General features: G+C 75.3%; 28 protein-coding genes. 12 read left to right on the top strand and 16 right to left on the bottom strand.

Annotation, left to right across the window (positions count from 1 at the left end):
* Nucleotides 1-2 precede the first annotated feature (2 nt).
* The gene (locus F8274_RS16345) at nt 3-1,190 is read left to right on the top strand and encodes a threonine synthase (protein ID WP_151463251.1); all 1,188 of its coding nucleotides are present in this window, start codon (nt 3-5) and stop codon (nt 1,188-1,190) included.
* On the opposite strand, the gene F8274_RS16340 is transcribed toward F8274_RS16345, so the two are convergent.
* The 5 genes from F8274_RS16340 to F8274_RS16320 form a co-directional block, all read right to left on the bottom strand.
* Nucleotides 1,180-1,377: a hypothetical protein gene (locus F8274_RS16340; protein WP_151463250.1), complete on the bottom strand. Its 198-nt coding sequence runs from the start codon at nt 1,375-1,377 to the stop codon at nt 1,180-1,182. The two genes, F8274_RS16345 and F8274_RS16340, sit on opposite strands and share 11 nt — an antisense overlap.
* A 76-nt stretch (nt 1,378-1,453) precedes the next feature.
* Nucleotides 1,454-1,846 carry a cupin domain-containing protein gene (locus F8274_RS16335; RefSeq protein WP_151463249.1) on the bottom strand — a complete coding sequence of 131 codons (393 nt, stop codon included), beginning with the start codon at nt 1,844-1,846 and terminating at the stop codon, nt 1,454-1,456.
* Nucleotides 1,847-2,047: 201 nt separating this feature from the next.
* A complete protein-coding gene (locus F8274_RS16330; protein WP_151463248.1) occupies nt 2,048-2,830 on the bottom strand; it encodes a hypothetical protein in 783 nt (260 codons plus the stop codon).
* A 36-nt stretch (nt 2,831-2,866) separates the two neighbouring features.
* Nucleotides 2,867-3,268, bottom strand: coding sequence for a hypothetical protein (locus tag F8274_RS16325; RefSeq protein WP_151463247.1), 402 nt, complete (start codon nt 3,266-3,268; stop codon nt 2,867-2,869).
* A gap of 124 nt (nt 3,269-3,392) precedes the next feature.
* Nucleotides 3,393-3,866, bottom strand: a complete 474-nt coding sequence (locus F8274_RS16320) for a septum formation initiator (RefSeq protein WP_151463246.1) — start codon at nt 3,864-3,866, stop codon at nt 3,393-3,395.
* 102 nt (nt 3,867-3,968) lie between these two features.
* Here F8274_RS16320 and F8274_RS16315 point away from each other — a divergent pair, with 102 nt between their 5' ends.
* From F8274_RS16315 to F8274_RS16300, 4 genes are all read left to right on the top strand, one after another.
* Nucleotides 3,969-4,661 (top strand): response regulator transcription factor, encoded by a 693-nt coding sequence (locus F8274_RS16315; RefSeq protein ID WP_151463245.1) that lies wholly within the window; start codon nt 3,969-3,971, stop codon nt 4,659-4,661.
* On the top strand, nt 4,658-5,944 hold the full coding sequence (locus F8274_RS16310; RefSeq protein WP_151463244.1) for a HAMP domain-containing sensor histidine kinase: 1,287 nt from the start codon (nt 4,658-4,660) through the stop codon (nt 5,942-5,944). Before F8274_RS16315 ends, F8274_RS16310 begins: the two co-directional genes overlap by 4 nt.
* A 69-nt stretch (nt 5,945-6,013) precedes the next feature.
* Entirely contained in the window at nt 6,014-6,520 is a 507-nt protein-coding gene (locus F8274_RS31270) for a PepSY domain-containing protein (protein ID WP_192579861.1), read from the top strand.
* Between the two features lie 132 nt (nt 6,521-6,652).
* The gene (locus F8274_RS16300) at nt 6,653-7,756 is read left to right on the top strand and encodes a beta family protein (RefSeq protein ID WP_192579860.1); all 1,104 of its coding nucleotides are present in this window, start codon (nt 6,653-6,655) and stop codon (nt 7,754-7,756) included.
* Between the two features lies 1 nt (nt 7,757).
* Here F8274_RS16300 and F8274_RS16295 read toward each other — a convergent pair whose 3' ends face one another.
* Entirely contained in the window at nt 7,758-8,039 is a 282-nt protein-coding gene (locus tag F8274_RS16295; RefSeq protein WP_151463243.1) for an iron-sulfur cluster assembly accessory protein, read from the bottom strand.
* A gap of 308 nt (nt 8,040-8,347) precedes the next feature.
* On the opposite strand from F8274_RS16295, the gene dacB reads away from it, so the two are divergent.
* Nucleotides 8,348-9,931 (top strand): D-alanyl-D-alanine carboxypeptidase/D-alanyl-D-alanine-endopeptidase, encoded by a 1,584-nt coding sequence (gene dacB, locus F8274_RS16290; RefSeq protein WP_151463242.1) that lies wholly within the window; start codon nt 8,348-8,350, stop codon nt 9,929-9,931.
* A 6-nt stretch (nt 9,932-9,937) separates the two neighbouring features.
* Here dacB and F8274_RS16285 read toward each other — a convergent pair whose 3' ends face one another.
* The 5 genes from F8274_RS16285 to F8274_RS16265 all read right to left on the bottom strand — a co-directional run bounded on the left by F8274_RS16285 (nt 9,938) and on the right by F8274_RS16265 (nt 13,681).
* Nucleotides 9,938-10,246: a hypothetical protein gene (locus tag F8274_RS16285; protein ID WP_151463241.1), complete on the bottom strand. Its 309-nt coding sequence runs from the start codon at nt 10,244-10,246 to the stop codon at nt 9,938-9,940.
* Nucleotides 10,247-10,344: 98 nt separating this feature from the next.
* Nucleotides 10,345-10,782 carry a nitroreductase family deazaflavin-dependent oxidoreductase gene (locus tag F8274_RS16280; RefSeq protein WP_151463240.1) on the bottom strand — a complete coding sequence of 146 codons (438 nt, stop codon included), beginning with the start codon at nt 10,780-10,782 and terminating at the stop codon, nt 10,345-10,347.
* Between the two features lie 80 nt (nt 10,783-10,862).
* The gene (locus F8274_RS16275; RefSeq protein ID WP_225853822.1) at nt 10,863-11,756 is read right to left on the bottom strand and encodes a hypothetical protein; all 894 of its coding nucleotides are present in this window, start codon (nt 11,754-11,756) and stop codon (nt 10,863-10,865) included.
* Nucleotides 11,757-11,859: 103 nt separating this feature from the next.
* Nucleotides 11,860-12,969, bottom strand: coding sequence for a hypothetical protein (locus F8274_RS16270; protein WP_151463239.1), 1,110 nt, complete (start codon nt 12,967-12,969; stop codon nt 11,860-11,862).
* 118 nt (nt 12,970-13,087) lie between these two features.
* Nucleotides 13,088-13,681, bottom strand: coding sequence for a pentapeptide repeat-containing protein (locus F8274_RS16265; protein WP_151463238.1), 594 nt, complete (start codon nt 13,679-13,681; stop codon nt 13,088-13,090).
* A 66-nt stretch (nt 13,682-13,747) separates the two neighbouring features.
* Between F8274_RS16265 and F8274_RS16260 the strand changes: the two genes are divergently transcribed.
* Nucleotides 13,748-14,980: a serine hydrolase gene (locus F8274_RS16260; RefSeq protein WP_151463237.1), complete on the top strand. Its 1,233-nt coding sequence runs from the start codon at nt 13,748-13,750 to the stop codon at nt 14,978-14,980.
* Nucleotides 14,981-15,051: 71 nt separating this feature from the next.
* The gene (locus F8274_RS16255; protein WP_151463236.1) at nt 15,052-15,693 is read left to right on the top strand and encodes an NAD(P)-dependent oxidoreductase; all 642 of its coding nucleotides are present in this window, start codon (nt 15,052-15,054) and stop codon (nt 15,691-15,693) included.
* Nucleotides 15,694-15,695: 2 nt separating this feature from the next.
* Here F8274_RS16255 and F8274_RS16250 read toward each other — a convergent pair whose 3' ends face one another.
* Nucleotides 15,696-16,160 (bottom strand): PPOX class F420-dependent oxidoreductase, encoded by a 465-nt coding sequence (locus tag F8274_RS16250; RefSeq protein ID WP_151463235.1) that lies wholly within the window; start codon nt 16,158-16,160, stop codon nt 15,696-15,698.
* 32 nt (nt 16,161-16,192) lie between these two features.
* The gene (locus F8274_RS16245; protein WP_151463234.1) at nt 16,193-16,834 is read right to left on the bottom strand and encodes a hypothetical protein; all 642 of its coding nucleotides are present in this window, start codon (nt 16,832-16,834) and stop codon (nt 16,193-16,195) included.
* A gap of 289 nt (nt 16,835-17,123) precedes the next feature.
* On the opposite strand from F8274_RS16245, the gene F8274_RS16240 reads away from it, so the two are divergent.
* On the top strand, nt 17,124-17,900 hold the full coding sequence (locus F8274_RS16240; protein ID WP_151463233.1) for a D-Ala-D-Ala carboxypeptidase family metallohydrolase: 777 nt from the start codon (nt 17,124-17,126) through the stop codon (nt 17,898-17,900).
* 129 nt (nt 17,901-18,029) lie between these two features.
* Here the strand turns inward: F8274_RS16240 and F8274_RS16235 are convergent, their stop codons facing one another.
* The 3 genes from F8274_RS16235 to F8274_RS16225 form a co-directional block, all read right to left on the bottom strand.
* On the bottom strand, nt 18,030-18,482 hold the full coding sequence (locus F8274_RS16235) for a hypothetical protein (RefSeq protein ID WP_151463232.1): 453 nt from the start codon (nt 18,480-18,482) through the stop codon (nt 18,030-18,032).
* Between the two features lie 104 nt (nt 18,483-18,586).
* Nucleotides 18,587-19,264 (bottom strand): response regulator transcription factor, encoded by a 678-nt coding sequence (locus tag F8274_RS16230; protein ID WP_151463231.1) that lies wholly within the window; start codon nt 19,262-19,264, stop codon nt 18,587-18,589.
* Nucleotides 19,261-20,499: a sensor histidine kinase gene (locus F8274_RS16225; protein WP_151463230.1), complete on the bottom strand. Its 1,239-nt coding sequence runs from the start codon at nt 20,497-20,499 to the stop codon at nt 19,261-19,263. Before F8274_RS16225 ends, F8274_RS16230 begins: the two co-directional genes overlap by 4 nt.
* 133 nt (nt 20,500-20,632) lie before the next feature.
* Between F8274_RS16225 and F8274_RS16220 the strand changes: the two genes are divergently transcribed.
* The 3 genes from F8274_RS16220 to F8274_RS16210 are packed head-to-tail and all read left to right on the top strand — an operon-like array spanning nt 20,633 to nt 23,030.
* Nucleotides 20,633-21,532: an ABC transporter ATP-binding protein gene (locus F8274_RS16220; protein ID WP_151463229.1), complete on the top strand. Its 900-nt coding sequence runs from the start codon at nt 20,633-20,635 to the stop codon at nt 21,530-21,532.
* Nucleotides 21,529-22,311, top strand: a complete 783-nt coding sequence (locus F8274_RS16215) for an ABC transporter permease (RefSeq protein ID WP_151463228.1) — start codon at nt 21,529-21,531, stop codon at nt 22,309-22,311. Before F8274_RS16220 ends, F8274_RS16215 begins: the two co-directional genes overlap by 4 nt.
* A gap of 2 nt (nt 22,312-22,313) precedes the next feature.
* Nucleotides 22,314-23,030, top strand: a complete 717-nt coding sequence (locus tag F8274_RS16210; protein WP_151463227.1) for a hypothetical protein — start codon at nt 22,314-22,316, stop codon at nt 23,028-23,030.
* Nucleotides 23,031-23,052 lie beyond the last annotated feature (22 nt).

Genomic DNA, 23,052 nt, shown 5'->3' with positions numbered 1-23,052 from the left:
TTGTGCACCTGACGCACCTGGAGTGCCCGCGCTGCGGCGACCAGCATCCGGCCGACCGGCTGCAGAACCTGTGCGGGTGCGGTTCCCCGCTGCTGGCCCGCTACGACCTGGCCGCCGTGGCCGCGGCGGTCACCCCCGAGCAGTTCGGGCTCCGCCCGGCCGACCTGTGGCGCTACCGGGAGCTGCTGCCGGTGGCCGATCCCCGCTTCGTCACCACGCTGGGCGAGGGCTGGACGCCGCTGCTGCGCGCGCCGGCCTACGGGCAGGAGATCGGGATCCCGGACCTGATCGTGAAGGACGAGGGGCTTACCCCGACCGGGTCGTTCAAGGCCCGGGGCGCGGCGGTCGGCGTGAGCCGGGCCCGTGAGCTGGGCGTCGAGCGGATCGCCATGCCGACCAACGGCAACGCCGGTGCGGCCTGGGCGACGTACGCGGCCCGGGCCGGGATGGGCGCCACCATCGCCATGCCGCTCGACGCGCCGACCATCTGTCGGCGGGAGTGCGTCGCCGCCGGGGCGGACCTGCGGCTGGTGGACGGCCTGATCAGCGACGCCGGCCGGTGGGTGGCCACGCTGGTCGCCGAGTCGGGCGGGCGGGTCTTCGACGCCGGCACGCTGCGCGAGCCGTACCGGCTCGAGGGCAAGAAGACCATGGGGTACGAGATCGTCGAGCAGCTCGGCTGGCAGGTGCCCGACGTGATCATCTATCCGACCGGGGGCGGCGTCGGGCTCATCGGCATCCACAAGGCGCTGCACGAGCTGCGCGAGCTGGGGTGGGTGGAGGACCGGCTGCCCCGCCTGGTCGCCGTGCAGTCCACCGGCTGCGCGCCGATCGTCCGGGCGTTCGCGTCCGGCGAGTCGCGGGCCACGCCGTGGGCGGACGCGCACACCCTGGCGTTCGGCATCACCGTGCCGGCCCCGCTCGGCGACGAGCTGATCCTGGCCGCGCTGCGGGAGAGCAGCGGCACCGCGATCGCCGTGGAGGACGCGGAGATCCTCGCCGACCTGCGTGACTTCGCCGCCCGGGAGGGGCTGCTGCTCTGCCCGGAGGGCGCGGCCTGCCTGACCGCCGCCCGGCAGTTGCGGGCCGGGGGCTGGATCCGGCCCGGCGAGCGGGTGGTGGTGTTGAACACCGGCGCGGGCCTCAAGTACCCGGAGACGGTGGACGTCTCGGGCGTGCCTACGGTGTGACGCGGGCGCCCCGGAGGCGGGTCGCCCGCGCCGGACCGCCGGCGGAGTCGCCGTCGGCGAAGGTGTCGGAGAAGACGGTGGCGGCGAAGGCCGACGGCACTGTCCCGGCGGCGAGCGGCGCCGCGGTGACCCCGGCGCCCGCCGCGAGCAGCAGCGGGCGTCGGAGCCGGGCACGTGAGATCTGCACGGTGGTCCTCCTTGAGGCACGTGGTGGTGGACCGCCACGGCGACAGGGCCGACGCCTGGCCGCGGGTCGGCGGCGGTCAGGAGGTGGGCGGCTCGTCCTCGCCGGCCTCCTCGGCCGCGTCGGCCTCCTCCTTGGTCCGGTGCACCGCCCCGTCGGCGTGCTCCGGCGGGCCGTACACCGTGTACAGCACCAGCGGGTTGGGGCCCGTGTTGACGAAGTTGTGCTTCGTGCCGGCCGGGACGACCACCAGGTCGCCCGCCACGACCTCCTTCTTCTCCCCGGCCACCCGCGCCTCGCCGGTGCCGCTGACGAAGGTCAGGATCTGGTCGATGTCCTCGTGGACCTCTTCGCCGATCTCCCCGCCCGCCGGGATCGTCATGATCACCAGCTGGGTGTGCTGGCCGGTCCACAGCACGCGGCGGAAGTCGGGGCTCTTCTCGGCGACGGTCGCGATCGTGAAATGCTCCATGGCCCGCTCATACCCGGTCCCCGCGCCGCTCACGCCGGGACTCGCAAATGGTGGAATTCCCCACCTATGCGGGGTTTGGATCCCCTCTGGACGGGCATGTGCGCTCACAAGACCGGTGCGGGCTGGGCCGGTCGAGCCAGGTCCCCGCTTTCGTACCGCCGTACGGCTGCGGTGGTGGGAGACGGCCAGAGCGCGGCGACGTTACGACCCAGGTCGGGCGGCGCCGTGCGCTCGTGTGCGCACCCGGTGCGCCCACCGGCACCCACCCAGCACCAGCGCCGCCGCGACGAACCCCAGCAGGTCGGCCCAGATCCCGCCGGCGGTCGTCCCGACCTGGTATGCCTCCACGCTGTAGAAGACCAGACCCGGGCCCGGTGCGCCGCCCGCCGGCCAGGCCGGCGGGGCCACGCCGAGCGCGGCCACCGCCGCGAGACCCAGGCCCAGGGTGACGGACACCGACCCCGACCGGACCAGAGCCACCAGGGCCAAGGTCACGAGCACGAGGTACGGCGGCAGCACGTCGGCCGCGTCGGGCGGCAGCACGTACGGGGGCAGGAGGGCGACGGAGTCACGGAACACGGCGAGCAGCCCGGCCAGCCCGGCCAGCGCGACGGCGACCGCTGTGCGACGCCGATCCGGCGCCCGCCTCGGCAGGGCGGACACGGCCACCGCGAGCCCGATCCCAGCGACGCCCCACAGGAGTCGGTCCCCGGTCCACCCTGGCTCGACCGGCGGCTCCCCAACCCAGAGGAACTGCCGCTCGCCGCTACCCGGACGGAGCGCCACGGCGACGGCGAGACCGGCCACCGCCAGCCCGTACCGGGCGCGCCGGGGCAGGTCGGGTGCGGCCAGGGCGGCGCCGGCCAGGGCGCACCAGGCGAGGGCCTGCGCGGCCGGGAGCAGCGGCTGGGCGAACCAGCGCCCGACCAGGTGGGCGAGGGCCAGCAGGATCGCGGCCGCGACGAACAGGCGGTGGGGACGCACCGCGCGATGCTGCCACAGGGACCCGACCGCGTGGGGTCAGGCGAGAACGGCCAGGTGGAACGGGCGGTCGGTGTGGCCGCTCGCGGCGTACGTCTCGACGAAGACCGCGTTGGGGATGCCGGTCCGCGGCGCCACGGTGATCGCCCCCTGCGGGGCCAGGCCGCCCGCCGCCGGGCCCACGGTGCCGATGTACGCGGCGCCGGCGACGTCCTGGTCGAAGCCGACCTGGTACATCCCGGTCGCCAGCCGGGTGGCCGAGGTGGCGCCGAGACCCCGGACCAGGGCGCCGGTCGCGTCGACCACGGCGAACAGGACGCGGGCGGTGGCCGGCAGGCCGGCCGGTGTGCAGGAGTTGATTTCACTGTCGGCGCGGGCGACCTCCGCCACGTCGGGGGCGGGCTGGCCGGCCGAGCCCCGCCTCGATCTGGAGCTGGACATGGGGGTCCTTCCTGCCGCCGGTGCGGCGGCGGCATGCTCCCGAAGCTATGCCGGCCCACCGTCCACCAACCAGCGACAGCACTGTCCGATCAAGGACAGTGGACCGCTCTGAGCTGGGAAAACATCAGTCGTCGGGGGTGGCGACCGGCTCGGAGCCACGGCAGCGCAGGCGCAGCTCGTGTTCCCCCTCGGGGCCGACGAACCGGACCTCGACACGGTCGTCCGGGCCCCGGTCGACCTCCTTCACCCGGTAGCCCTGCGCCGGGGACCAGGACACCAGGCGCACCCCGTCCGGCCCGCACTCGGCGAGGGCGGTCCCTCCGGCGGTGCGGAAGGTGCGCTCGGTCCCGCTCGCAGCCGGCGGGCGGTTCGCCGCGGCGGCCGCCGGCGTGGCGCCCGGCGTGGGATCCGCGCCCGGCGTCGTGGCCACCGGCGCGGGCGAGGCGAGCGCGCGAGCCACCTCCCGCTGGTCGCGCACGCCTCCCGGGGTGCCGGTGATGCCGCTGCCCACCAGTTGAACCGCGGCCAGCCCGACGAGGGTCGCAGCGGCGGTGGTGGCCAGCCACCCCGCGGCGGCGAGAAGCGGACGACGGCCCATGCCCCGAGTCTCCCCGATCCGCGGTTGTGCCGGGCTCCGGGGAACGCTAAGGCCGGGTTAACGAGGCGGGGCCGGGCGGTGGGAAGGGCTAGCCTGCCAACCGTGGCCCGGCTGCTGCTCATCGAGGACGACCTGACCATCCGCGCCCCGCTGCTCCGGGCCCTGCGCGAGCGCGGGCACGCGGTCGCCGCGGCCTCGACCGCGCTGGACGGGCTGCGCGACGCGCTGGACGATCGCCCCGATCTCGTCGTGCTCGACCTGGGACTGCCCGACCTGGACGGCGGTGAGTTGCTGCGGATGCTGCGCGCCGTCAGCTCGGTCCCGGTCATCGTGGCGACCGCCCGCGACGACGAGGCCGAGATCGTCCGGATGCTCGACGCGGGCGCCGACGACTACCTGGTGAAGCCCTTCACCGCGGCCCAGCTCGATGCCCGGGCGCGGGCGGTGCTGCGCCGCTCCACCGCCGACACCGGCACGGACCCGGTGCTCGTGGTCGGTGGGCTGCGGATCGACCCGCGGGCCCGGCAGGTCACGTTGGACGGATCACCGGTCGAGCTGACGCCCCGCGAGTTCGACCTGCTGCACCACCTCGCCGGCCGGCCCGGACAGGTGGTCACCAAGCGCGAGCTGCTCACCGAGGTCTGGCGCATCCCGTACGGCGGTGCCGACAAGACCGTCGACGTGCACCTGTCCTGGCTGCGCCGCAAGCTCGGCGAGAGCGCCCAGGAGCCGCGCTACCTGCACACCGTCCGGGGCGTCGGGGTGCGGCTGGACCCGCCGGGGAGCAGCCGGTGAGGGGCCGGCTCGCGTTGCTGGTCGCCGCCGTCGGGGTGCTCGTCATGGTCGCGTTCCTGGTGCCGCTGGCCGTGCTGGTGCGCGCCGTCGCGGCGGACCGGGCGACGGTCCGGGCCGCCGCCGACGCGCAGAGCCTGGTGGCGGTGGTCGGCACGGCCGACCCGGACACCGTCCGGCTGACCGTCGACCACCTCGCCGCCGACTCGGGCCGCGAGGTGAGCGTGTTCCTGCCGGACGGCAGCGTGCTCGGGGTGCGGGTGCCGCGTACCCCCGCGGTGGCCCTCGCCGCACGCGGGCAGAGCCTCACCGTGGAGTCGGCCGCCGGCCGCGAGGTGGTCATCGCAGTTCAGGGCCGGCCGGACGGGACCGCGGTGATCCGCACGGTCGTCCCCCGCGCGGAGCTGACCGCCGGGGTGACCCGGGCCTGGCTGGTGCTGGCGCTGCTCGGCCTGCTCCTGGTGCTGGTGGGGCTGGGCGTCGCCGACCGGCTGGCCCGCACCCTGGTCCGGCCGATCGCCGACCTGGGCGCGGTCTCCCATCGGCTCGCGAACGCCGAACTGGACGCCCGGGTGGAGCCGGCCGGACCGGTCGAGCTGCGGGAGGTCGCGGGCGCCCTGAACCACCTGGCCGAGCGGATCCAGGTGCTGCTGCGCGAGGAGCGCGAGCAGGTGGCCGACCTGTCGCACCGCCTGCGCACCCCGCTGACCGTGCTGCGGCTGGAGGCCGAGTCGCTGCGCGACCCGGACGACGCGACCCGGTTGACCACCGCCGTGGACGGACTGGAGCGGGCGGTGACCGGCGTGATCCGGCAGGCCCGCTGGCGCAGCACGGCGGCCGAGGGCGGCGGTTGCGACGCCGCCGCTGTGGTCGCCGAGCGGGTGGCCTTCTGGTCGGTGCTCGCCGAGGACACCGGGCGGAGCGTGACGCTGAACCTCGCACCCGGGCCGTTGCCGGTGCGGGTGTCCGGTGACGAGCTGGCCGCCGCCGTGGACGCGCTGCTGGGCAACGTGTTCGCGCACACCCCGGACGGCACGCCGTTCACCGTCCGGCTCGGCCAGGACGCCGGGCTGGTGGCGCTGGCCGTGGCGGACGCCGGCCCGGGCCTGCCGGCCGGGTCGGCCCGGCGGGGCGCCAGCCGGACCGGGTCGAGCGGGCTGGGTCTGGACATCGCCGACCGGGCCGCCCGGACCAGCGGCGGCCGGCTGGAACTGGGCGGCGGGCCCGGGGGCGGGGCGGTGGTGACGCTCCGGCTCGGGCCGGGCGCGGCCTTAACCGGCCCTTAGACGTCGGGTAGCGCGCCGCTAGCCGTCCCGGACCGATGCTCGGCACACAACCGAGAAGAGGTGGAGACGATGCGACGAACCTCCCTGGTCCTCGCGGCGGTCGGCGGGGCCGCGGTGCTGGCGGGCACCGGCGCGGCGATCGGTGTGACCACCGCCGACAAGTCGGGTCCGGCCACCGCGCCGGCCGCCGTGACCGCCGACAGCGCCGGCGCGGCCGACGACAACGCCGGAACGGCCGACGACAACCCCGGGGCGGACGACTCCGCGACCGCGGGCACGACCCCGACCCGTGGCGCCCCCACCACCGCGCCACGTGGTGCCGTCGACCGGCAGCAGGCCGGCAGGGTCGCGCTGGCCCTGCTCGGCGCTGGCCGGATCGTGGAAATCGAGGCGGAGACCGAGCACCGGAGTCCGGTGTGGAGTGTGAAGGTCGTCCGCGCGGGGGCCACGTACGAGATCAAGGTCGACCGCGGCGACGGCAGCGTGGTCGAGGTCGAGCGGCGCACGGCCGACGGAAGCCGCACGCACGACCGGAACGACGACCACGGCGGCGACCGGTCCGGCGGCGACGACTGAGTGCCGGGCCGCGGGTCCGGGCGGATGGTTCCGCCCGGACCCGACCGCGCCCGCCCGTCACCAGGACGGATGGATTGTCGACGAGGTCCGGAAAGCCTGTGGCGGAACGCGATCGGGTCGCTACATTGAAGTATGGTGCCCGCCCACGGGGGTCGGGCGGCGGAACCGGTCTACCGCCCTGTGCTGGCCGGTCGCCGGGGTGAGCTGGAGGCGCTGGCCCATCTCGACGACGCCACCGCTCCGCTGCTCGCCCCGGTCATCGACGTCCACGCGGTGGATCCGTGCACTGTGGACCTGCTCGGCCGGCTGCCGGCCGGGCTCCTTCCCGCCGTCGACGTGTCGGCGCTGCCGGAGTCGGCGGAGAGCGAGCTGGTCCGCTGGGGCGTACCGCTGGTGCCGGTGATCGGGCTCGCGGAGGGCGACCGGCGGTTGGTGGCGCACGGCGGGGCCGCCCGGGAGTACGCGCGGCGGGCGGTGGTCCGGCTGCGGACCGGGCAGGACCGGGCCGGCCCGGACGCGACCACGGCGGCCCTGGAACGGGTATGGCGGCTGGCGCGGCTCGTGCCGGAGCAGTGCGACCTGCTCGTCGACGCGGGGGACGTGTGCTGCCCGGCCGACGTCCGGTCGGCCGAGCCCCGGATCGGGCGGCTCGTGGAGTGGGCCCGGCGGCACGCCTGGCGCTCGGTGACGGTGGCGGCCGGCGGGATGCCGCCGACGCTGGCCCGGCTCCCGACCGACGAGCCGGTACGCCTGGACCGCTTCGACTGGCAGCTCTGGCAGTGCCTGGTCGCCCTCGGGGTCGGCTACGGCGACTACGGCGTGGGCTGTGCGGTGCCCGGGGCGGACGGGCCGGGCGACCGGCTGCCGACGCTGCGCTACACCGCGACCGGTGCGTGGTGGGTCTACCGGTGGTCGCGCCGGGGCGGCCGGGGCGACGAGAGCTTCGCCGACCTGTGCCGCACGCTCGTCGCGGCCCCGCACTGGCCGGCCGCGGGCGCGAGCTTCTCCTGGGGCGACCACGAGATCGTGCGCCGGGCGCGGCGCGGCGCGGGTGCCGGCTCGCCGGCGAACTGGACCGCCTGGAGCACGTCGCATCACCTGGCGCACGTGCTGGCCACGCTGCTCCGCCCGGAGCGGGAGCAGCGCGGCGTGCCGTGGCGGGCCGACCAGGACGTCCCGGAGCGGGGGCGCGCCGGCCGGCCGCAGCGCGGTGGTGAGACCCGCCGCGCCGGGTGAGTCACTCCTTGTCGGTGAAGCCGAACTGCACGATGCCCTCGTCGTCGACGGTGGCGTCCACGGAGGTGTCGTTGAGCAGTTCGGCGGCGTCGGCGTCGAGGAAGATGCGGGCCCCCTGGTCGTCGATCACCTGGTCGCCCTGGGCCGGCTGCTCCACCAGCTCGATGGAGAGCGAGCCCGCGTCGGTGTCGGCGGCGATCCGCAGGCCACCCTCCTCGGCGACGTCCTGCTGGTTGGCGAGGTCGCGGATCACCAGTACGGCGTTGTCGGTCATGGTCAGCATGGCGGAACTCCTCGTGTCTGGTTCGGGAATCGCGGGCGGGTCGATGCGGCCCACGCGGCCGGTCGGGACCCCGGGAAGGCGAATCAGGCTTCGCCGTGCAAACCGGGGCAGGTCGAACGCCCCTCACGGCCTACGGTGCCCCCTGCCCGGGCATCCGTCAAATAGAGCCGGGTCAGTCGACACCGGGCGGGCGGGGGCGGCGGCCGGGAATGTTTCTTCCCCCGTCAGGCGGGTAATCCACCGGAATTCGTCAGTAACTTTCGCTGCGGAGTCTTCTCTGGAGGAAAGCTCCATGGCAGCATCGGCACATGCATCGTCGTCTCTTCCCCCGGGCGCTCGCGGTGCTGGCGCTGGTCGCCACCGCGGCCACCGCCGGCGCGCCCACCGCCACGGCCGAAGCGCCCACCCCCGCGCAGACCCGGCTGCACGCGACCATCGACGCGATCCTCGCCGACTCCCGGCTGGCCGGGGCGCAGGCGGGCGTGGTCGTCGTCGACACCACCACCGGGGAGACCCTCTACGACCGCAACGGGGACCGGCGGCTCATCCCCGCCTCGAACACCAAGCTGCTCACCTCGACGGCGGCCATGGAGCTGCTCGGCCCCGGGCACCGCTTCACCACCGACGTGGCCGGTGACGGGGTCCGCGGGGCCGGGCTGCTCTCCGGCAACCTCTACCTGCGCGGCGGGGGCGACCCGACCATGCTGGCCGAGGACTACGACCGGCTCGCCGCCCAGGTGGCCGCCGCGGGCGTACGGGTGGTGACCGGCAACCTGGTCGCGGACGACACCCGCTACGACCGGACCCGCCTCGGCCCGGACTGGACGTGGGACGACGAGTCCTACTACTACGCGGCACAGGTCTCCGCGCTGACCGTCGCCCCGGACACCGACTACGACGCCGGCACCGTGATCGTGCACGCCGCGCCGGGCACCCAGGCCGGCGCGCGGCCGAAGGTCACCATGACGCCGGCCAACGGTTGGCTGCGCATCGACAACCGGGCCCAGACGGTCGCCACCGGCGAGACGACGATCTCCTTCGAGCGCGAGCACGGTGGGAACACCATCGTGGTGACCGGCCAGATCGCCGTCGGCCAGGCCGAGGAGAGCGACTGGATGACGGTCTGGGAACCCACCGGGTACGCCGCCGACATCTTCCGGTCGGCGCTGCGCCGGCACGGCGTGCGGGTCCTCGGCCGGACCGTGCTCGGCCAGGCCACCCCGGACACCGCCAAGCCGGTCGCCCGGCACGACTCGATGCCGCTGGCCGATCTGATGGTGCCGTTCCTCAAGCTCTCCAACAACGGCCACGCCGAGGTGCTCACCAAGGAACTGGGCCGGGTCCTCTCCGGCTCCGGCACCTGGTCCGCCGGGTTGACCGCGATCAGCGAGTACGTCGGTGACTCCGGAATGGACACCGGCACGCTGCGCCAGCGCGACGGCTCCGGGCTGTCCCGGCGCAACATGATCCCGCCCGCCCAGTTCGTCGCGCTGCTCTCGACGGTCCGCGCCGAACCCTGGTTCGGCACCTGGTACGCGGCCCTGCCGGTGGCCGGCAACCCGGAGCGGTTCGTCGGCGGCACCCTGCGCAGCCGGATGGCCGGCACGGCGGCCGCCAACAACGTGCACGCCAAGACCGGCAGCCTGACCGGGGTGTCCGGCCTCTCCGGCTACGCCACCGACGCCGACGGGCACGTGCTGGCCTTCTCCGTCGTGCTCAACAACTACCTGACCTCGTCGGTCAAGGGGCTGGAGGACCAGATCGCGATCGCGCTGGCCTCGTACACCGCGAAGGGGACGACCACGGCGCGGGTGGCGGTGCCGACGGCGCCGGACGCGCCACGGGTGCCCGAGGGTCTGGAGTGCTCGTGGGTGAAGCCGGCGGTCTGCTGAGCCCGCTCAGGCGCCGAGCCGGGGCGGACCCGGCTCGGCGGTGGGGTCCCCGCGCTCGATGAGCGCGTCGATCTCGGCCGGCGGCAGGCCGCGCAGCGCCAGCACCCGCCGGCCCCAGCGGTGCAGCCGGCACGGGTGCGGGCTGGCGTCGTTGCGGCAGATCGTCCCGCCGGACCAGCGCCGTGGCGCGTGCACCACCACCGCCCGCACCGCGAACTGGGCGTCCTCGCCGGTCACGTACGGCGGCAGCGGAATCTCCCTCAAAACGCCGTCGGACGGCGGGAGGGAACGGACGACGCGGACACTGCTGCTCATCGGTCGAGCCTCCACAGCGGATGGTCGGACGGGGACAGCGGAAACCTACGACGTCCCGCGCCGGCCGCGACGGACAAACTGTCCCGCCGTTCACCCCGTCAGAGGCGTTCCAGCACCACCACCGGGATCTCCCGGTCGGTCTTCGTCTGGTAGTCGTCGTACGCCGGCCAGGCGGCCGTCATGGTGCGCCACATCCGCGGCTTCTCCTCCGCCGTCGCGGTCCGCGCCCGGACCGGGAACGTGTCCGGCCCGACCTGCACCTGCGCCTCGGGGTCGGCGAGCAGGTTGAGGTACCAGGCGGGGTGCTGCGGGGCGCCGCCCTGCGAGGCCACCACCAGGTAGGCGTCGCCGTCCCGGCCGTAGATCAGCGCGGTGCGCCGCAGCTTGCCGGAGCGCCGGCCACGGGTGGTCAGCAGCAGGGTGAAGACGCCGGGACGCCACTCGTGGCCCTCCGCGCCACCGGTCTCCACGTATCGCCGGATGTGCCGGGCGACCCAGCCCTCGGGGCTGTCCAGCACCTGCTCACTCGGGGGCATCGGTGTCCCTCCCGGATCGTCGGTCGGCCCGCCGGGCCAACGCTACTCCGGGCCGGCTCCGGGCACCGGACGATCGCCGGTCAGCGCAGCGCGACCGCCTGGAGGCTGACGTTGCCGCAGTCCCCCAGGGACTCCTCGACGGTCCAGTTCATCAGCAGCTTCGCGCCGGCCGGGGCGCGGAACCGGATGGTGAAGTCGGCGGTCCGCACGGTGTGCGGGTCCTCCAGGTGGACCGTGCTGGCCGGCCCGCCGCCGGAGATCCGCAGGTCGAGGCGGGCACGGGCCATCCACAGGCCGGCGTAGAGGTGCACGGTGCGGGGCTGGCCGTCGGCGGCCACGGCCAGGGTGAAGCCACTGCCCCGGTCGCAGGTGTACACCCCGGACATGGTGCCGCCCGCCGACCCGACCGGGGCGCCGTCGCGCCAGGCGTACGCCTCCGGGTTGTTGCTGTAGCTCTGCCGCCGGCCCCGGCCGCCCTCGTCGCGGATGTCGCCGGAGCCGTGCCGCTTGCGCACCGGAGTCCGGGCGCCGAGGTGTCCCCACTGGACCCAGTCGACCGCGCCCACCGCGCTGAGGTCGACCCGCGCGGGCACGTCGGACTGGCTCACGGTCAGCGTCGGCGGCACCGCGGGGGTGGACGGCGACGGGCTGGGCGAGGGTGGGCGTTGGCGGGGGCGCAGCCCGGGTGTGACGGCCCCGGGCTGCGTGCCGCCCGGTGGCGGCAGCACGGGGCGGCCGGTCGGCGCGTCGGGCAGGACCGCGCTCTCCTCGTGGGGCGTGTCGTGCCGCTCGCTGCCGAGGTAGGCCACCAGCGCGGCCAGGCAGACGAACGCGGCCAGCGCCTCCAGCAGCCAGCGCCGCCGTTGCCGGGTCTGCGCGAGCCGGCGGAACGCCGACCGCGTCTGCCCGTGCGGGTACGACGTCCGGTCGCCGACCCGACCGTGGTCCTGGTGCCCCACCGAACCTCCGCTCACCGCCGCTCCGGCCGCCGGTTCACGTTTCCATCATGGGCCTCGGTGCGCCATATGTCGGCGGGGGGCAGTTTCCACTTCGTTACCAATCGGTAGCGACGGTCGCTCAACTCACCGTGACGGCCTCCAGCGTCACCCCGTCGTTCTCCGCGCCCACCACCGTGAGCGCCCGCCAGGTGAGCAGCAGCCGCTGGCCGAGCGGCGCGCGGAAGTGGACGACGTACTGGAGGAAGCGGTCCCCGGCCGCGAGGGCGACCTCACGGACGGCCGGGTCGCCGCCGCCGGAGAGCCGCACCTCCAGCCGGGCGCCGGCCGAGAACGCGCCGACGAAGAGCCGGACGGTCCGCAGGTCGCCGCTGCCCGCCACGCTCAGCGCGAAGCTCTTCCCCGCGCCCCGCTGGAAGACTCCGGACCGGGTCCCGTCCTGCCGGGCCGTCGGCGTGCCGTCCGTCCAGGTGAGAGCGGAGGCGGCGGCGTTGTGCTCCAGGCGGTCGCCGCCGAGGTCGCCGATCTCGCCGGTGCCGCGCTGCTTGCGCTCGACGCTCGCCGCGCCGGCGCCACCCCAGTGCCGCCAGTCCCGGGTGCCGAGCACGGTCAGCGACACCGACGGCGGCACCGGCTCCTGGTCCAGGTTCAGCAGCGGCCCGCCGGGCAGGGCCGGGTTCCCGGTCACCGGCACCACGGTGGGCGGCGCCGCGGTCGGCGCCGGGGCCGGGGGCGTGGGCGTGGGCGCGGCCGCCGGCACCGCCGGTCGGCCGTCCGGTTCCGCGCCCTGACCGGCGTACACCAGCGCCAGCACCACCGCGGTCAGCGCCGCCCCCGCGAGGATCATCCGCCGCCGGCGGCGCCGCGCGCGGGCCACGCCGACCCGGGTGGGCCGGTCGGGCGCGACGCCGACGGCGGTGCGGACCCTGGCCGCGGCCGGGCCGACCAGCCCGGCGAGCCGGGCCGTGACGCCCTCCGGGGCGGAGTGCCGCACGGGCGCGGCGGGCCGGGATGCCGCGGGTGGCGCGGCCGCATCGGCGTGGGCCGGCACGTCCGGGGCCGGCGGGGCGTCCGCGGCCGGCGGCGCCTCCGGGGCCGGCGGGGCGTCCGGGTCGTCGGGCAGCCGGCGTGGCCCGGGCGGCGGCTCCGCCGCGCGGGCCGGCTCGGCCGGTACGGCGGGCAGCCACCCCCCGACCCGGATACCGGTCTGCGTGAGTTCGTCCTCAGCCACCGACCCCTCCCTCGGCCACCGGCGCCGGCGGCCGTCCCGTGGCCCGCCGCAGGGAGGATGACACACACCTCGATCTTCGAGAACCCGTCGACCGGAGGCATCTTCCCGACAGCGGCGATCAGCGGATCTCGAAGCCCAGTGCCTGCGCCAGCACGACGGCCTGCTCGGCGTCGACGACCGCGCCGGCCCGCTCGACCGCCGTCGGGTCGAGCGCGGTCAGGTCGCTGCCGCGCAGGTCGGCCCGGATCAGCTTGGCGGCGTGCAACTGGGCGCCGGAGAGGTCGAGGCCGGTGAGCACCGCGCCGGTCAGGTCGGCGCCGGTCAGGTCGGCCTCGCGCAGGCGCGCGTCGGTGATGCGCACGCCGCGCAGGTCGGCGCCGGGCAGGGCCACGAAGGACCAGTCGCCGCCGTCGACCCGCAGCGGCCGCAGGTCGCACTGCTCGAAGCTGCTGCCGACCAGCTTGCAGCCGGTGAACTCGGCCTCGAAGAGATTGCACCGCTTGAAGGTGCAGCGGGTGAAGGCCGAGTCGGTGTGCCGGGAGGCGTTGAGGGCCACGTTGCCGAAGACGCACTCCGTGAAGGTCGCGCCCTGGCTGACCGCCTCGGTGAGGTCGACGTGGAAGAACTCGCACCGGACGAAGTGCCGGTCGACCAGCTCCTCGGCGTACCAGTCCTGGTGGCGGTAGGTGAGGTCCTCGACGGCTTCGGGCATGCGCCCGAGACTAGTGTGGCCGGCCGACACTTCCCGCTCGCCGTACCGGCCGGTAGGTTCGGCGTCGTGAGCGTCGCAGTGAGCACCGACCCGGGCCGCATCGGCTTCGACCCCGCCCGGCTGGCGCGGATCGACGAGCACTTCGGCAGGTACGTCGACGACGGCCGGCTCGCCGGCTGGCAGATCGTGGTGACCCGCCGGGGCGAGATCGCCCACTCCGCCACCTACGGGCTGCGGGACCGGGAGGCCGGCGCGCCGGTCGAGCCGGACACCCTCTGGCGCATCTACTCGATGACCAAGCCGATCACCTCGGTCGCCGCCATGATGCTCTGGGAGGAGGGCCGGTTCGAGCTGAACGACCCGGTCAGCCGCTGGCTGCCGGAGTTCGCCGACGTGCGGGTCTACGACCGGGGCTCGGTGCTCAAGCCGTACACGGTGCCGGCGGTCGAGCCGGTCCGGGTGTGGCACCTGCTCACCCACACGGCCGGCCTGACCTACGGCTTCGCCCAGGTCAACGTGGTCGACGGCCTCTACCGGGCGGCCGGCTTCGACCTGGGCGTGCCGGCCGGCGCGGACCTGGCCGAGGCGACCCGCGGGATGGCCCGGCTGCCGCTGCTCTTCCAGCCGGGCACGAGCTGGAACTACGGGGTCTCCACCGACGTGCTGGGCCGGCTGGTCGAGGTGGTCTCCGGGCAGTCGCTGGACGCGTTCTTCGCCGAGCGGATCTTCCGGCCGCTGGGCATGACCGACACCCGCTGGTGGGTCGACGAGCCGGACGCCAAGCGCCTCGCCGCGCTCTACACGCCGCACCCGGCCACCGGCCAGGCGGTTCGCGCCGAGGCGATCGGCCGCTACGCGCTCCGCGCGCCGGAGTGCCTCTCCGGCGGCGGCGGGCTGGTCTCCACGGCCGCCGACTACCACCGGTTCACCCAGTTCCTGCTCCACGGCGGCGAGCTGGACGCGGTCCGCCTGCTCGGCCCCCGCACGGTGCGGTTCATGACCCGCAACCACCTGCCCGGCAACCGGGACCTGGCGTCGTTCTCCCCGGAGGGCTTCGCCGAGACGATCCTCGACGGGGTCGGCTTCGGGCTGGGCTTCGCCGTGGTGCTCGACCCGGTGCCGTTGCGGGTGCCGAGCAGCGTGGGCGAGTACTACTGGGGCGGCCTGGCCAGCACCGCCTTCTGGGTGGACCCGGTGGAGGAGGTCACGGCGCTGCTCTTCACCCAGCTCATGCCGTCGAGCACGTATCCGCTGCGCCCCCAGCTGCGCCAGCTCGTCTACTCGGCCCTGGTCGACTGACACCGCCGGGCCGTCCGCCCGGTTCGGCGGAACGGCACCGGTCGGGCGGCCCGCTCCCTAGCCTGGGGAGCATGAGCGACATCGTCGTGTTCGGCGCCGGCGGCACCGCGGGCTCCCGGATCGCCGCCGAGGCGGTCGAGCGGGGGCACCGGGTCACCGCGGCGGTGCGCCGCCCGGAGGCGACCAGCTACCTGCCGGCCGGGGTCCGGCCGGTGACCGGTGACGCGACCTCGGCCCGGAGCGTGCGCGAGCTGGCCGAGGACGCCGACGTGTTCGTGGTGGCCATCGGCGGCGGGGAGCGGGGGCTGTGGCGCGACGCGGCCCGCACCCTGGTCGACACGCTGCGCGAGCTGCCCGACCCGCCCCGGGTGATCCACGTGGGGGGCGGGGCGACGTTGCTGACCCCGAAGGGCACCCGCTACCTGGACGAGCCGGACTTCCCGGAGGAGTACCGGGACTCGGCCGAGGGCCAGGCCGACGCCCTCGACGTCTACCGTTCCTCCGCCGACGGCGTGACCTGGACGTACGTCTCGCCGCCGCCGCTGGAGTTCCACCCGGGCGAGCGGACCGGCCACTACCGGACCGGCACCGACCAGCCGGTCACCGACGCACAGGGCCGGTCGGTGCTCACCTACGAGGACCTGGCGGTGGCGATCGTCGACGAGATCGAGAACCCCCGGTTCGGCAACGCCCGCTTCACGGCCGCGTACTGAGGTCAGTCGGCCAGCCGGGCGGGGAAGCCGCCGGTGGCGATCGGCCCCCAGCCGTCGATCGTCACCCGGATCAGCGACTTGCCCTGCTTGACCATCGCCTCGCGGTACTCGTCCCAGTCCGGGTGCTCACCGGAGATGCTGCGGAAGTAGTCGACCAGCGGATCGAGGGCCTCCGGCAGGTCGAGCACCTCGGCGGTGCCGTCGACCTGCACCCACGGCCCGTTCCAGTCGTCGGAGAGCACGCACGCGGAGACCCGGGGGTCGCGACGGATGTTGGTCACCTTGGCCCGCTCGGGGTAGGTGGAGATCACCAGCCGCCCCTCGGCGTCGACCCCGCAGGAGACCGGGGAGGACTGGGGGCGGCCGTCGGCGCGGGTCGTCATGAGCACGACCCGGTGCCGGGGGCGGAGGAACTCGATCAGGGCGTCCCGGTCGACCCGGGTGTTGCTCGCGATGCTGCGTGCCATGCCTCGGTTCTACCAGGCGGGCCGGGCGTGCCTCAGCGCGGACGCCCGGCGGTCCGGCGCGGGGAGGCCTGCGCGGGCACGCGCGGCCGCGCGCTGGGCCGCCAGGCGCGCCCGTTGGCGTAGATCACCCGGAAACCGAGGTACGAGGCGAGCGGCGCCCAGTGGGCCGAGCCCATCCGCAGCTCGGCGGCGTTGTGCCGCTGCCCGTTGGCCAGCACGTCGAGCAGCACGGTCTCGAACGCGGCGGACTCGACCCAGTCCACCTCGCGGGTGAAGCCGCAGACCAGCGCGGCCCCGGTGACATCGAGGAATTCGCGCAGCGCGGCGTCGGAGGCGCGCAGCACCGAGCAGCTGCCGAAATAGAGGCGGCGGCCCTCGCAGCGGCCGGCCATCCGCTCGGCGACGTCGGCCAGCGCGACGGAGTCCCAGTCGGTGAGGCAGAGCCGGCTCGGCTCGCCGTGCATGGCGAAGAAGCCGACCCGGAAGTCGGCGTACTGCTTGAGCAGCCAGCGGTCGAGGAAGTAGAAGAGCTCGTCGCGGGTGGCGGCGTCCTTGTGGATGAAACGGATCCGGCCCAGCCGTTCGAGCAGTTCGAGGGTGGGCAGGACGGAGCCCCGCTCGTTGAGGTCCCGGTGCCACTGCCCCTCGACGCAGAAGACGCCACCGCGCGCCAACGCCCACCTCCCCCGCCTTGGAGGCAGACGTTACCGGGCGGCGAGGGCGGGGCGACATCACCCTCGGTGTGGCCGGTTGCCGGGTTCCGTCACCGACACGCGGTTCCGGGCCGAAGTGGGTGTTTCACAATCACGGCAATCTACCGCGAATACCCAGGGGCGACCTAATGCGAGAGCAATTCCAGTTATCTGCCACAAACCGCCAGGAGGGCTGCCACGGTGGAAGGACGGGGCTTCCCGGTCGATGTCCCGTCACAACCCCACATCACTCTCCAAACGGCGGAATTCGGTGCGCATCAACATGCTCAAGCGGGTGGTGGTCGCGTTCGCGCTGGCCCTGCCCGGGGCCGCGATCGCCACGGTCGTGGCCGCGCCGGCGGCCCACGCCGACGGCTGCTACACCTGGCCCCGGAACCTTTACCAGGGGCGCTCCGGGGAGGACGTCCGGCAACTCCAGATCCGCGTGGCCGGCTGGGCCGCCTACCGGGACATCGTCCGGATCGACGGCAACTACGGGCCCGAGACGGCGGCCGCGGTCCGCCGCTTCCAGTCCGCGTACGGGCTGCGCGCCGACGGCGTCGCCGGCCCGCAGACCTTCGCCAAGATCTACGACCTTCAGGACAACGACTGCACGCCGAAGCACTTCAGCTACGCCGAACTGGACAACGGCTGCGGCAAGGGCGGGTGGAGCGGGGGCCCGCTCTCGTCGACGGCCGCTCGCGAGAACGCGGTGCGCGCCATGTGGAAGCTGGAGGCGCTGCGGCGCAGCCTCGGCGACACGCCGCTCTACGTCATCAGCGGCTTCCGCGACATCGCCTGCAACCGGCAGGTCGGCGGCGCCGCGGACAGCCAGCACCTCTACGGCACCGCGGCCGACGTGCTCTCCCGCAGCAGGACGCTCTGCCAGGTGGCCACGTCGGCCCGCAGCCACGGCTTCAGCGGCCTCTTCGGTCCCGGCTACCCGGGCCACAGCGACCACGTCCACGTGGACTCGCGCCGGGAGAACAACCAGGACCGGTCGGCGAACACCACCACCTGGTCCGTCCCGAACTGCGGGGTGAGCTGAGCCGACGCCGACGGCGGCCCGACGCGGGGGTGGGGGCTCCCCGCGCCGAGGCCGCCGTCGGCGGCCCCGGGACGCTGTGACCACTCCGGCTCGGCGTGTCAGACGCCACGCCGCGACCCGGACCGGTCGTCAGCTCGCCCGGGGCCAGCGCGGCCGGGTGGCGGGGGGCGCCACGGGCCGGCCGGCACCGCCGGGCCGGAGACCGGGCCGCACCGGAGGTGCGGCGACCCGACCGGCCGGGCCGCGCGGGGACGGGGGCGCCGTCGGCCGGCCGGCCGACGGGCCGGTCAGCACGAACGGGAAGGGCACGTGCACGAACGGGTTCCCGTGGCGGACCAGCGCGTCGATCTGACGCTCGTTGAGGCCGTGGGCCTCCAGCACGCGCCGCCCCCACCGGTGCAGCCGGCAGGGGTACGCGGACCCGTCGTTGCGGCACTTCGGTCCGGCGGGCCACTCCTCGGCGGCGTGCACCACCACCGCCCGGACCGCGAGGCGGACGTCCTCGGGTGTCAGCGGCGCCGGCACCGGCACCTCACCCAGGATCTGATCGATGGGATCCGTCGACTGCTCACCAACTCGCACGGCAGGCCTCCCGCAGCTCGGCAGCGGTGCGGCGGACCGGCCGCACCACATCCTCGACCACTGGTACGGGCCCGCGCCGGCAGCAGTTCAATCCCGCCCGGCGGTCAGACCAACCCGGCGTCCTGCACCAGCAGCGCCACCTGCACCCGGTTGTTGAGATCGAGCTTCGTGAGCAGGCGCGAGACGTACGCCTTCACGGTCGCCACGCTCATGAACAGCTCCGCGGAGATCTCCGCGTTGCTCCGGCCCTCCCCGAGCGCCACGGCGACCTCCCGCTCCCGCTCGGTCAGCCCGTCGAGCAGCCGCAGCGCCCGCTCCCGCCGGGTGTCCGGCGCGCGGGCCGGCGCCGGCGCGGTCACGTGCGCGATGAGCTTGCGGGTCACCGCCGGGGACAGGGTCGCCTCGCCGGCCGCGACCCGGCGCACCGCCGCCACGATCTCGGCGGGCGGGGTGTCCTTGAGCAGGAAGCCGCTCGCCCCGGCGCGCAGCGCCCGCAGCACCTGCTCGTCGGCGTCGAAGGTGGTCAGCACCAGCACCTCGGGCGGGTCCGGCGCGGCCCGCACCGCCTCCGTGGCGGCCAGCCCGTCGACCCGGGGCATCCGGATGTCCATGAGCACCACGTCCGGGGCGTACGCGGCGACGGCGGCGGGCACCTCCGCGCCGTCGGTGGCCTCGCCGACCACCCGGAGGTCCGGGACCCCGCCCAGGATCATCGACAGTGCGGCCCGGACCAGCGCGTCGTCGTCGACGATCAGCACCCGGACGGGCGGCTCGGCGGTCACGCGGGCGCCCAGGGCAGCCAGGCGGTGAGCCGGAAGTCGCCGTCGGCGTCGCGCCCGTGGTCGAGCCGGCCGCCGGCCAGGGTGACCCGTTCCGCGACCCCCACGAGCCCGGTCCCGGTGCCGGGGATCGGCGAGCCGGCCTCGCCGACCGGCCACGGGTTGCGGATCTCCACGGCCAGGCCGTCGCCGGGGCCGCCGGCCAGCCGGACGGTCACCACCGCCCCGGGCGCGTGCTTGCGGGCGTTGGTGAGCCCCTCCTGCACGATCCGGTACGCGCTGCGCCCGACCGCCGCCGGCACCGCCGCCCGGTCGGCGACCTCGTCCACCACGCTGACCCGTACGCCGGCGGTGCGGGACTCGGCGACCAGGGCGGGCACGTCGCCCAGGGTCGGTTGGGGGCGCTCCGGGGTGGCCTCGGCGGACGGCTCGGCGCGGAGCACGCCGATCACCTCGCGCAGGTCCTGCAGGGCGGCGTGCGCGCTGGACCGGATGACACCGGCCGCCCGGGCGACCTCCTCCGGGGGCGCGTCGGGGCGGAACTCCAGGGCGCCGGCGTGCAGGCTGAGCAGGGAGATCCGGTGCGCGAGCACGTCGTGCATCTCCCGGGCGATCCGGGTGCGTTCGAGCTGGCGGGCCTGGTCGAGCCGGAGCTGCTGCTCGGCCTCGGCCCGCTCGGCCCGGTCGCGCAGCGACAGCACCAGTTGGCGGCGGGCCCGGACGAAGAGCGCCCAGGCGACCGTCCCGCCGATGAAGAGCAGGGTCCAGGCCACGGCCGCCCAGAACGGCAGCACCGGGTCGGGGCGGATCGCGAGGTAGAGCGGCGTCGTCACCAGGTGCCAGCCGATCAGCGCCAGGGCCACCACGAGCCGCTGATGCACCACGAGCGTGAACAGGATGATCAGCAGCGCGATCCCGGAGGTGACCGAGAAGAGGGCCAGCGGCGCGGCGGCCACGGCCAGCCCGACCGGCCAGCGCCGCCGCAACCACAGGGCGGCGCTGACGAGCAGCCCGATGGCCAGGTCCAGCTGGTTCAGCCAGGCCGGCCCGAGGTTCATGGCGAACTCCGGCTTCGGCTGCAGCGAGTCGCCGTAGGCGAGCAGCACCCAGGCCACCGAGAACAGGAAGGCCAGGCTGTCGACGAGCCAGTCCCGGGGTGTGCGCCGGAGCACCCGGGCGGCGGGCGCCAGGGATCCCGGCAACAACCAGGGGTGATCGGGTACGACGGCGCTGCTCATCCACCCATGCTAGGAAGCCCGTCGCGGGCCCGACCAGCTACCAAAGTCGACGTCTGCCGGTAGACCGAGGTATCGGCGGCTCCCGACCGCCGGCCGCAGCGGGCGACCGGGTGGCCCCGGCAGGCTCGACGGCATGATCGAAGTCGACCACCTCACCAAGCGGTACGGCCCGCACACCGCCGTCGAGGATGTCTCGTTCCGCTGCGAACCGGGCACGGTGACCGGTTTCCTCGGCCCGAACGGCGCGGGCAAGTCCACCACCATGCGGATGATCTGCGGGATGACGGCGCCCAGCGCGGGCGGCGCCGCGGTCGCCGGGCGGCCCTACCGGGAGCTGCCCAACCCGGGGCGGGAGATCGGGGTCCTGCTCGACGCCTCCGCGCAGCACGTCGGGCGGACCGGTCGTGAGGCGCTGACCCTGGCCGCCCGCACCATGGGCGTGGAGCGCGGGCAGGTCGCCGCGAAGCTGGACCTGGTGGGGCTGAACGAGACGGCGGCGCGGCGGCGGGTCGGCGCGTACTCCCTGGGCATGCGCCAGCGGCTCGGCCTGGCGCTGGCGCTGCTGGGTGACCCCCGGGTGCTGATCCTCGACGAGCCGGCCAACGGTCTCGACCCGGAGGGCATCTTCTGGATGCGGGGCCTGCTGCGGGACTTCGCCGACCGGGGCGGCACGGTGCTGCTCTCCTCGCACCTGCTGCGGGAGGTGGAGGCGGTGGCCGACCGGCTCGTGGTGATCGGCGCCGGCCGGGTCGTCGCCGAGGGCGGCAAGGACGAGCTGCTGGCCGGCGCCGGCACCCTGGTCCGCGCCCGGGACCAGCACGCCCTGCGGCTCACTCTGGACCGGGCGGGCCTGCCGGCGACCGCCGGCACCGATGGTGGCTACGTCGTCCGGGCCGAACCGGAGGCGGTCGGCCAGGCCGCGGCGGACGCCGGTCTGGTCCTCACCGAGCTGCGGCCGGCCGGCAGCGGCGGCCTCGAACAGCTCTTCCTCACCCTGACCGCCGGCGCGTCCACGAAGGAGGCCGTCCGATGACCGCCGTCACCGCCCCCGCACCCACCCTGCGCCGTCCCGCCGCGGCCGGGCCCTCGCTGGCCCGGCTGACCGCGGTGGAGCTGCGCAAGCTCGCCGACACCCGGGCCGGACGCTGGCTCCTGATCACCATCGGGCTGGTCGCGGCCGCCATCGTGACGGTGCAGATCTTCGTGCTGAAGGACGCGGAGCAGACCTTCACCGCCTTCTTCACCCCGTCGCTGTTCCCGGTCGGGCTGCTGCTGCCGGTGCTCGGCATCCTGTCCATCACGGCGGAGTGGTCCCAGCGCACCGCGCTGACCACCTTCGCGCTGGTGCCCCGGCGGGAGCGGGTGGTCACCGCGAAGCTCGCCGCGGTGGTGCTGGCCGCGCTGGCCTCGGTGCTGGTCAGCCTGGCCGTCGCGGCCGCCGGCACGCTGGCCGCCCGGGCCACCGGCGGAGCCGGCACCTGGACCTTCGACTGGCACCTGCTGCCGTACGCGGCGGTGTTCCAGGTGGCGAACGTGCTCATGGGCGCGGGCTTCGGCCTGCTGCTGCTGAACACCCCGCTGGCGATCGTCACCTACCTGCTGCTGCCGACCGTGTGGAGCGTCCTCGCCGCGATGATCCGGGCGCTGCGCGAGCCGGCGCGGTGGCTGGACACCTCGGTCACCATGGAACCCCTGCTCACCCCGGACATGACCGCCGGGCAGTGGGGCCGGCTCGGGGTGTCGCTGGCCGTCTGGCTGCTCGTCCCGCTGGTCGCCGGGCTGGTCCGTACGCTGCGGCGGGAGGTGTCCTGACCGTGGCGCGGGGGACCGGGGAGGCCGTCGTGGTCAGCGGCGGCGCCGGCGAGCTGGTGCTGATGTGGGCCGGGTTCCCGCTGCTCGGGGCGGGGCTGGGCGCGGCGCTGACCGCCGCGTCCGGCTGGGTGGCCGACCTGCCCTGGTTCCCCTTCCAGGGCTGGTTCGCGCTGCTGGACCGCTGGCCGGCGGAGCGGTCGTACCCGGTGGGCGCGGGGGTGGCCGCGTTGGCCGGCCTGGTGCTCGCGTTCCTGGGCGCCCGGGAGCGGCTGACCGTGACGGTGGAGCGCACCTCGGTCCGGCTGCACCGCGACGGCCACGGCCGGGACGTCGCCCGGGCCGGGGTCACCGGGGTGTTCCGCGACGGGAAGGCGCTGGTGCTGCTGGACGCCGACGGCGGCGAGCTGGCCCGGGAACCGTCCGACCTCAGCGCGGAACGGCTCCGTGCGGCGTTCACGGGGCAGGGCTGGCCCTGGGTCGAGCAGGACCCGTACGGGACGGCGTACCGGCGGTGGGTCGAGGGCCTGCCCGGGCTGCCGCCCGGGGCGGACGCGCTGCTGCGGGCCCGGCAGCGGGCGGTCGACGCCGACCGGGCCGGCGAGGCGGTCGAGCTGCGCGGTGAGCTGGCCCGGCTCGGGGTGGTGGTCCGGGACGAGCGCAAGCGGCAGTACTGGCGGTTGGTGCCCGGTCCGCCGGACCGGGACGGCGTGCGCCGGTAGCGTCGGCGGTGGGACCACCGAG

The organism is Micromonospora sp. AMSO31t (assembly GCF_008868175.1).
Lineage (GTDB): Bacteria > Actinomycetota > Actinomycetes > Mycobacteriales > Micromonosporaceae > Micromonospora.
Note: the sequence above shows the minus strand (reverse complement) of the source record. Positions and strands in the feature narration are given on the sequence as shown.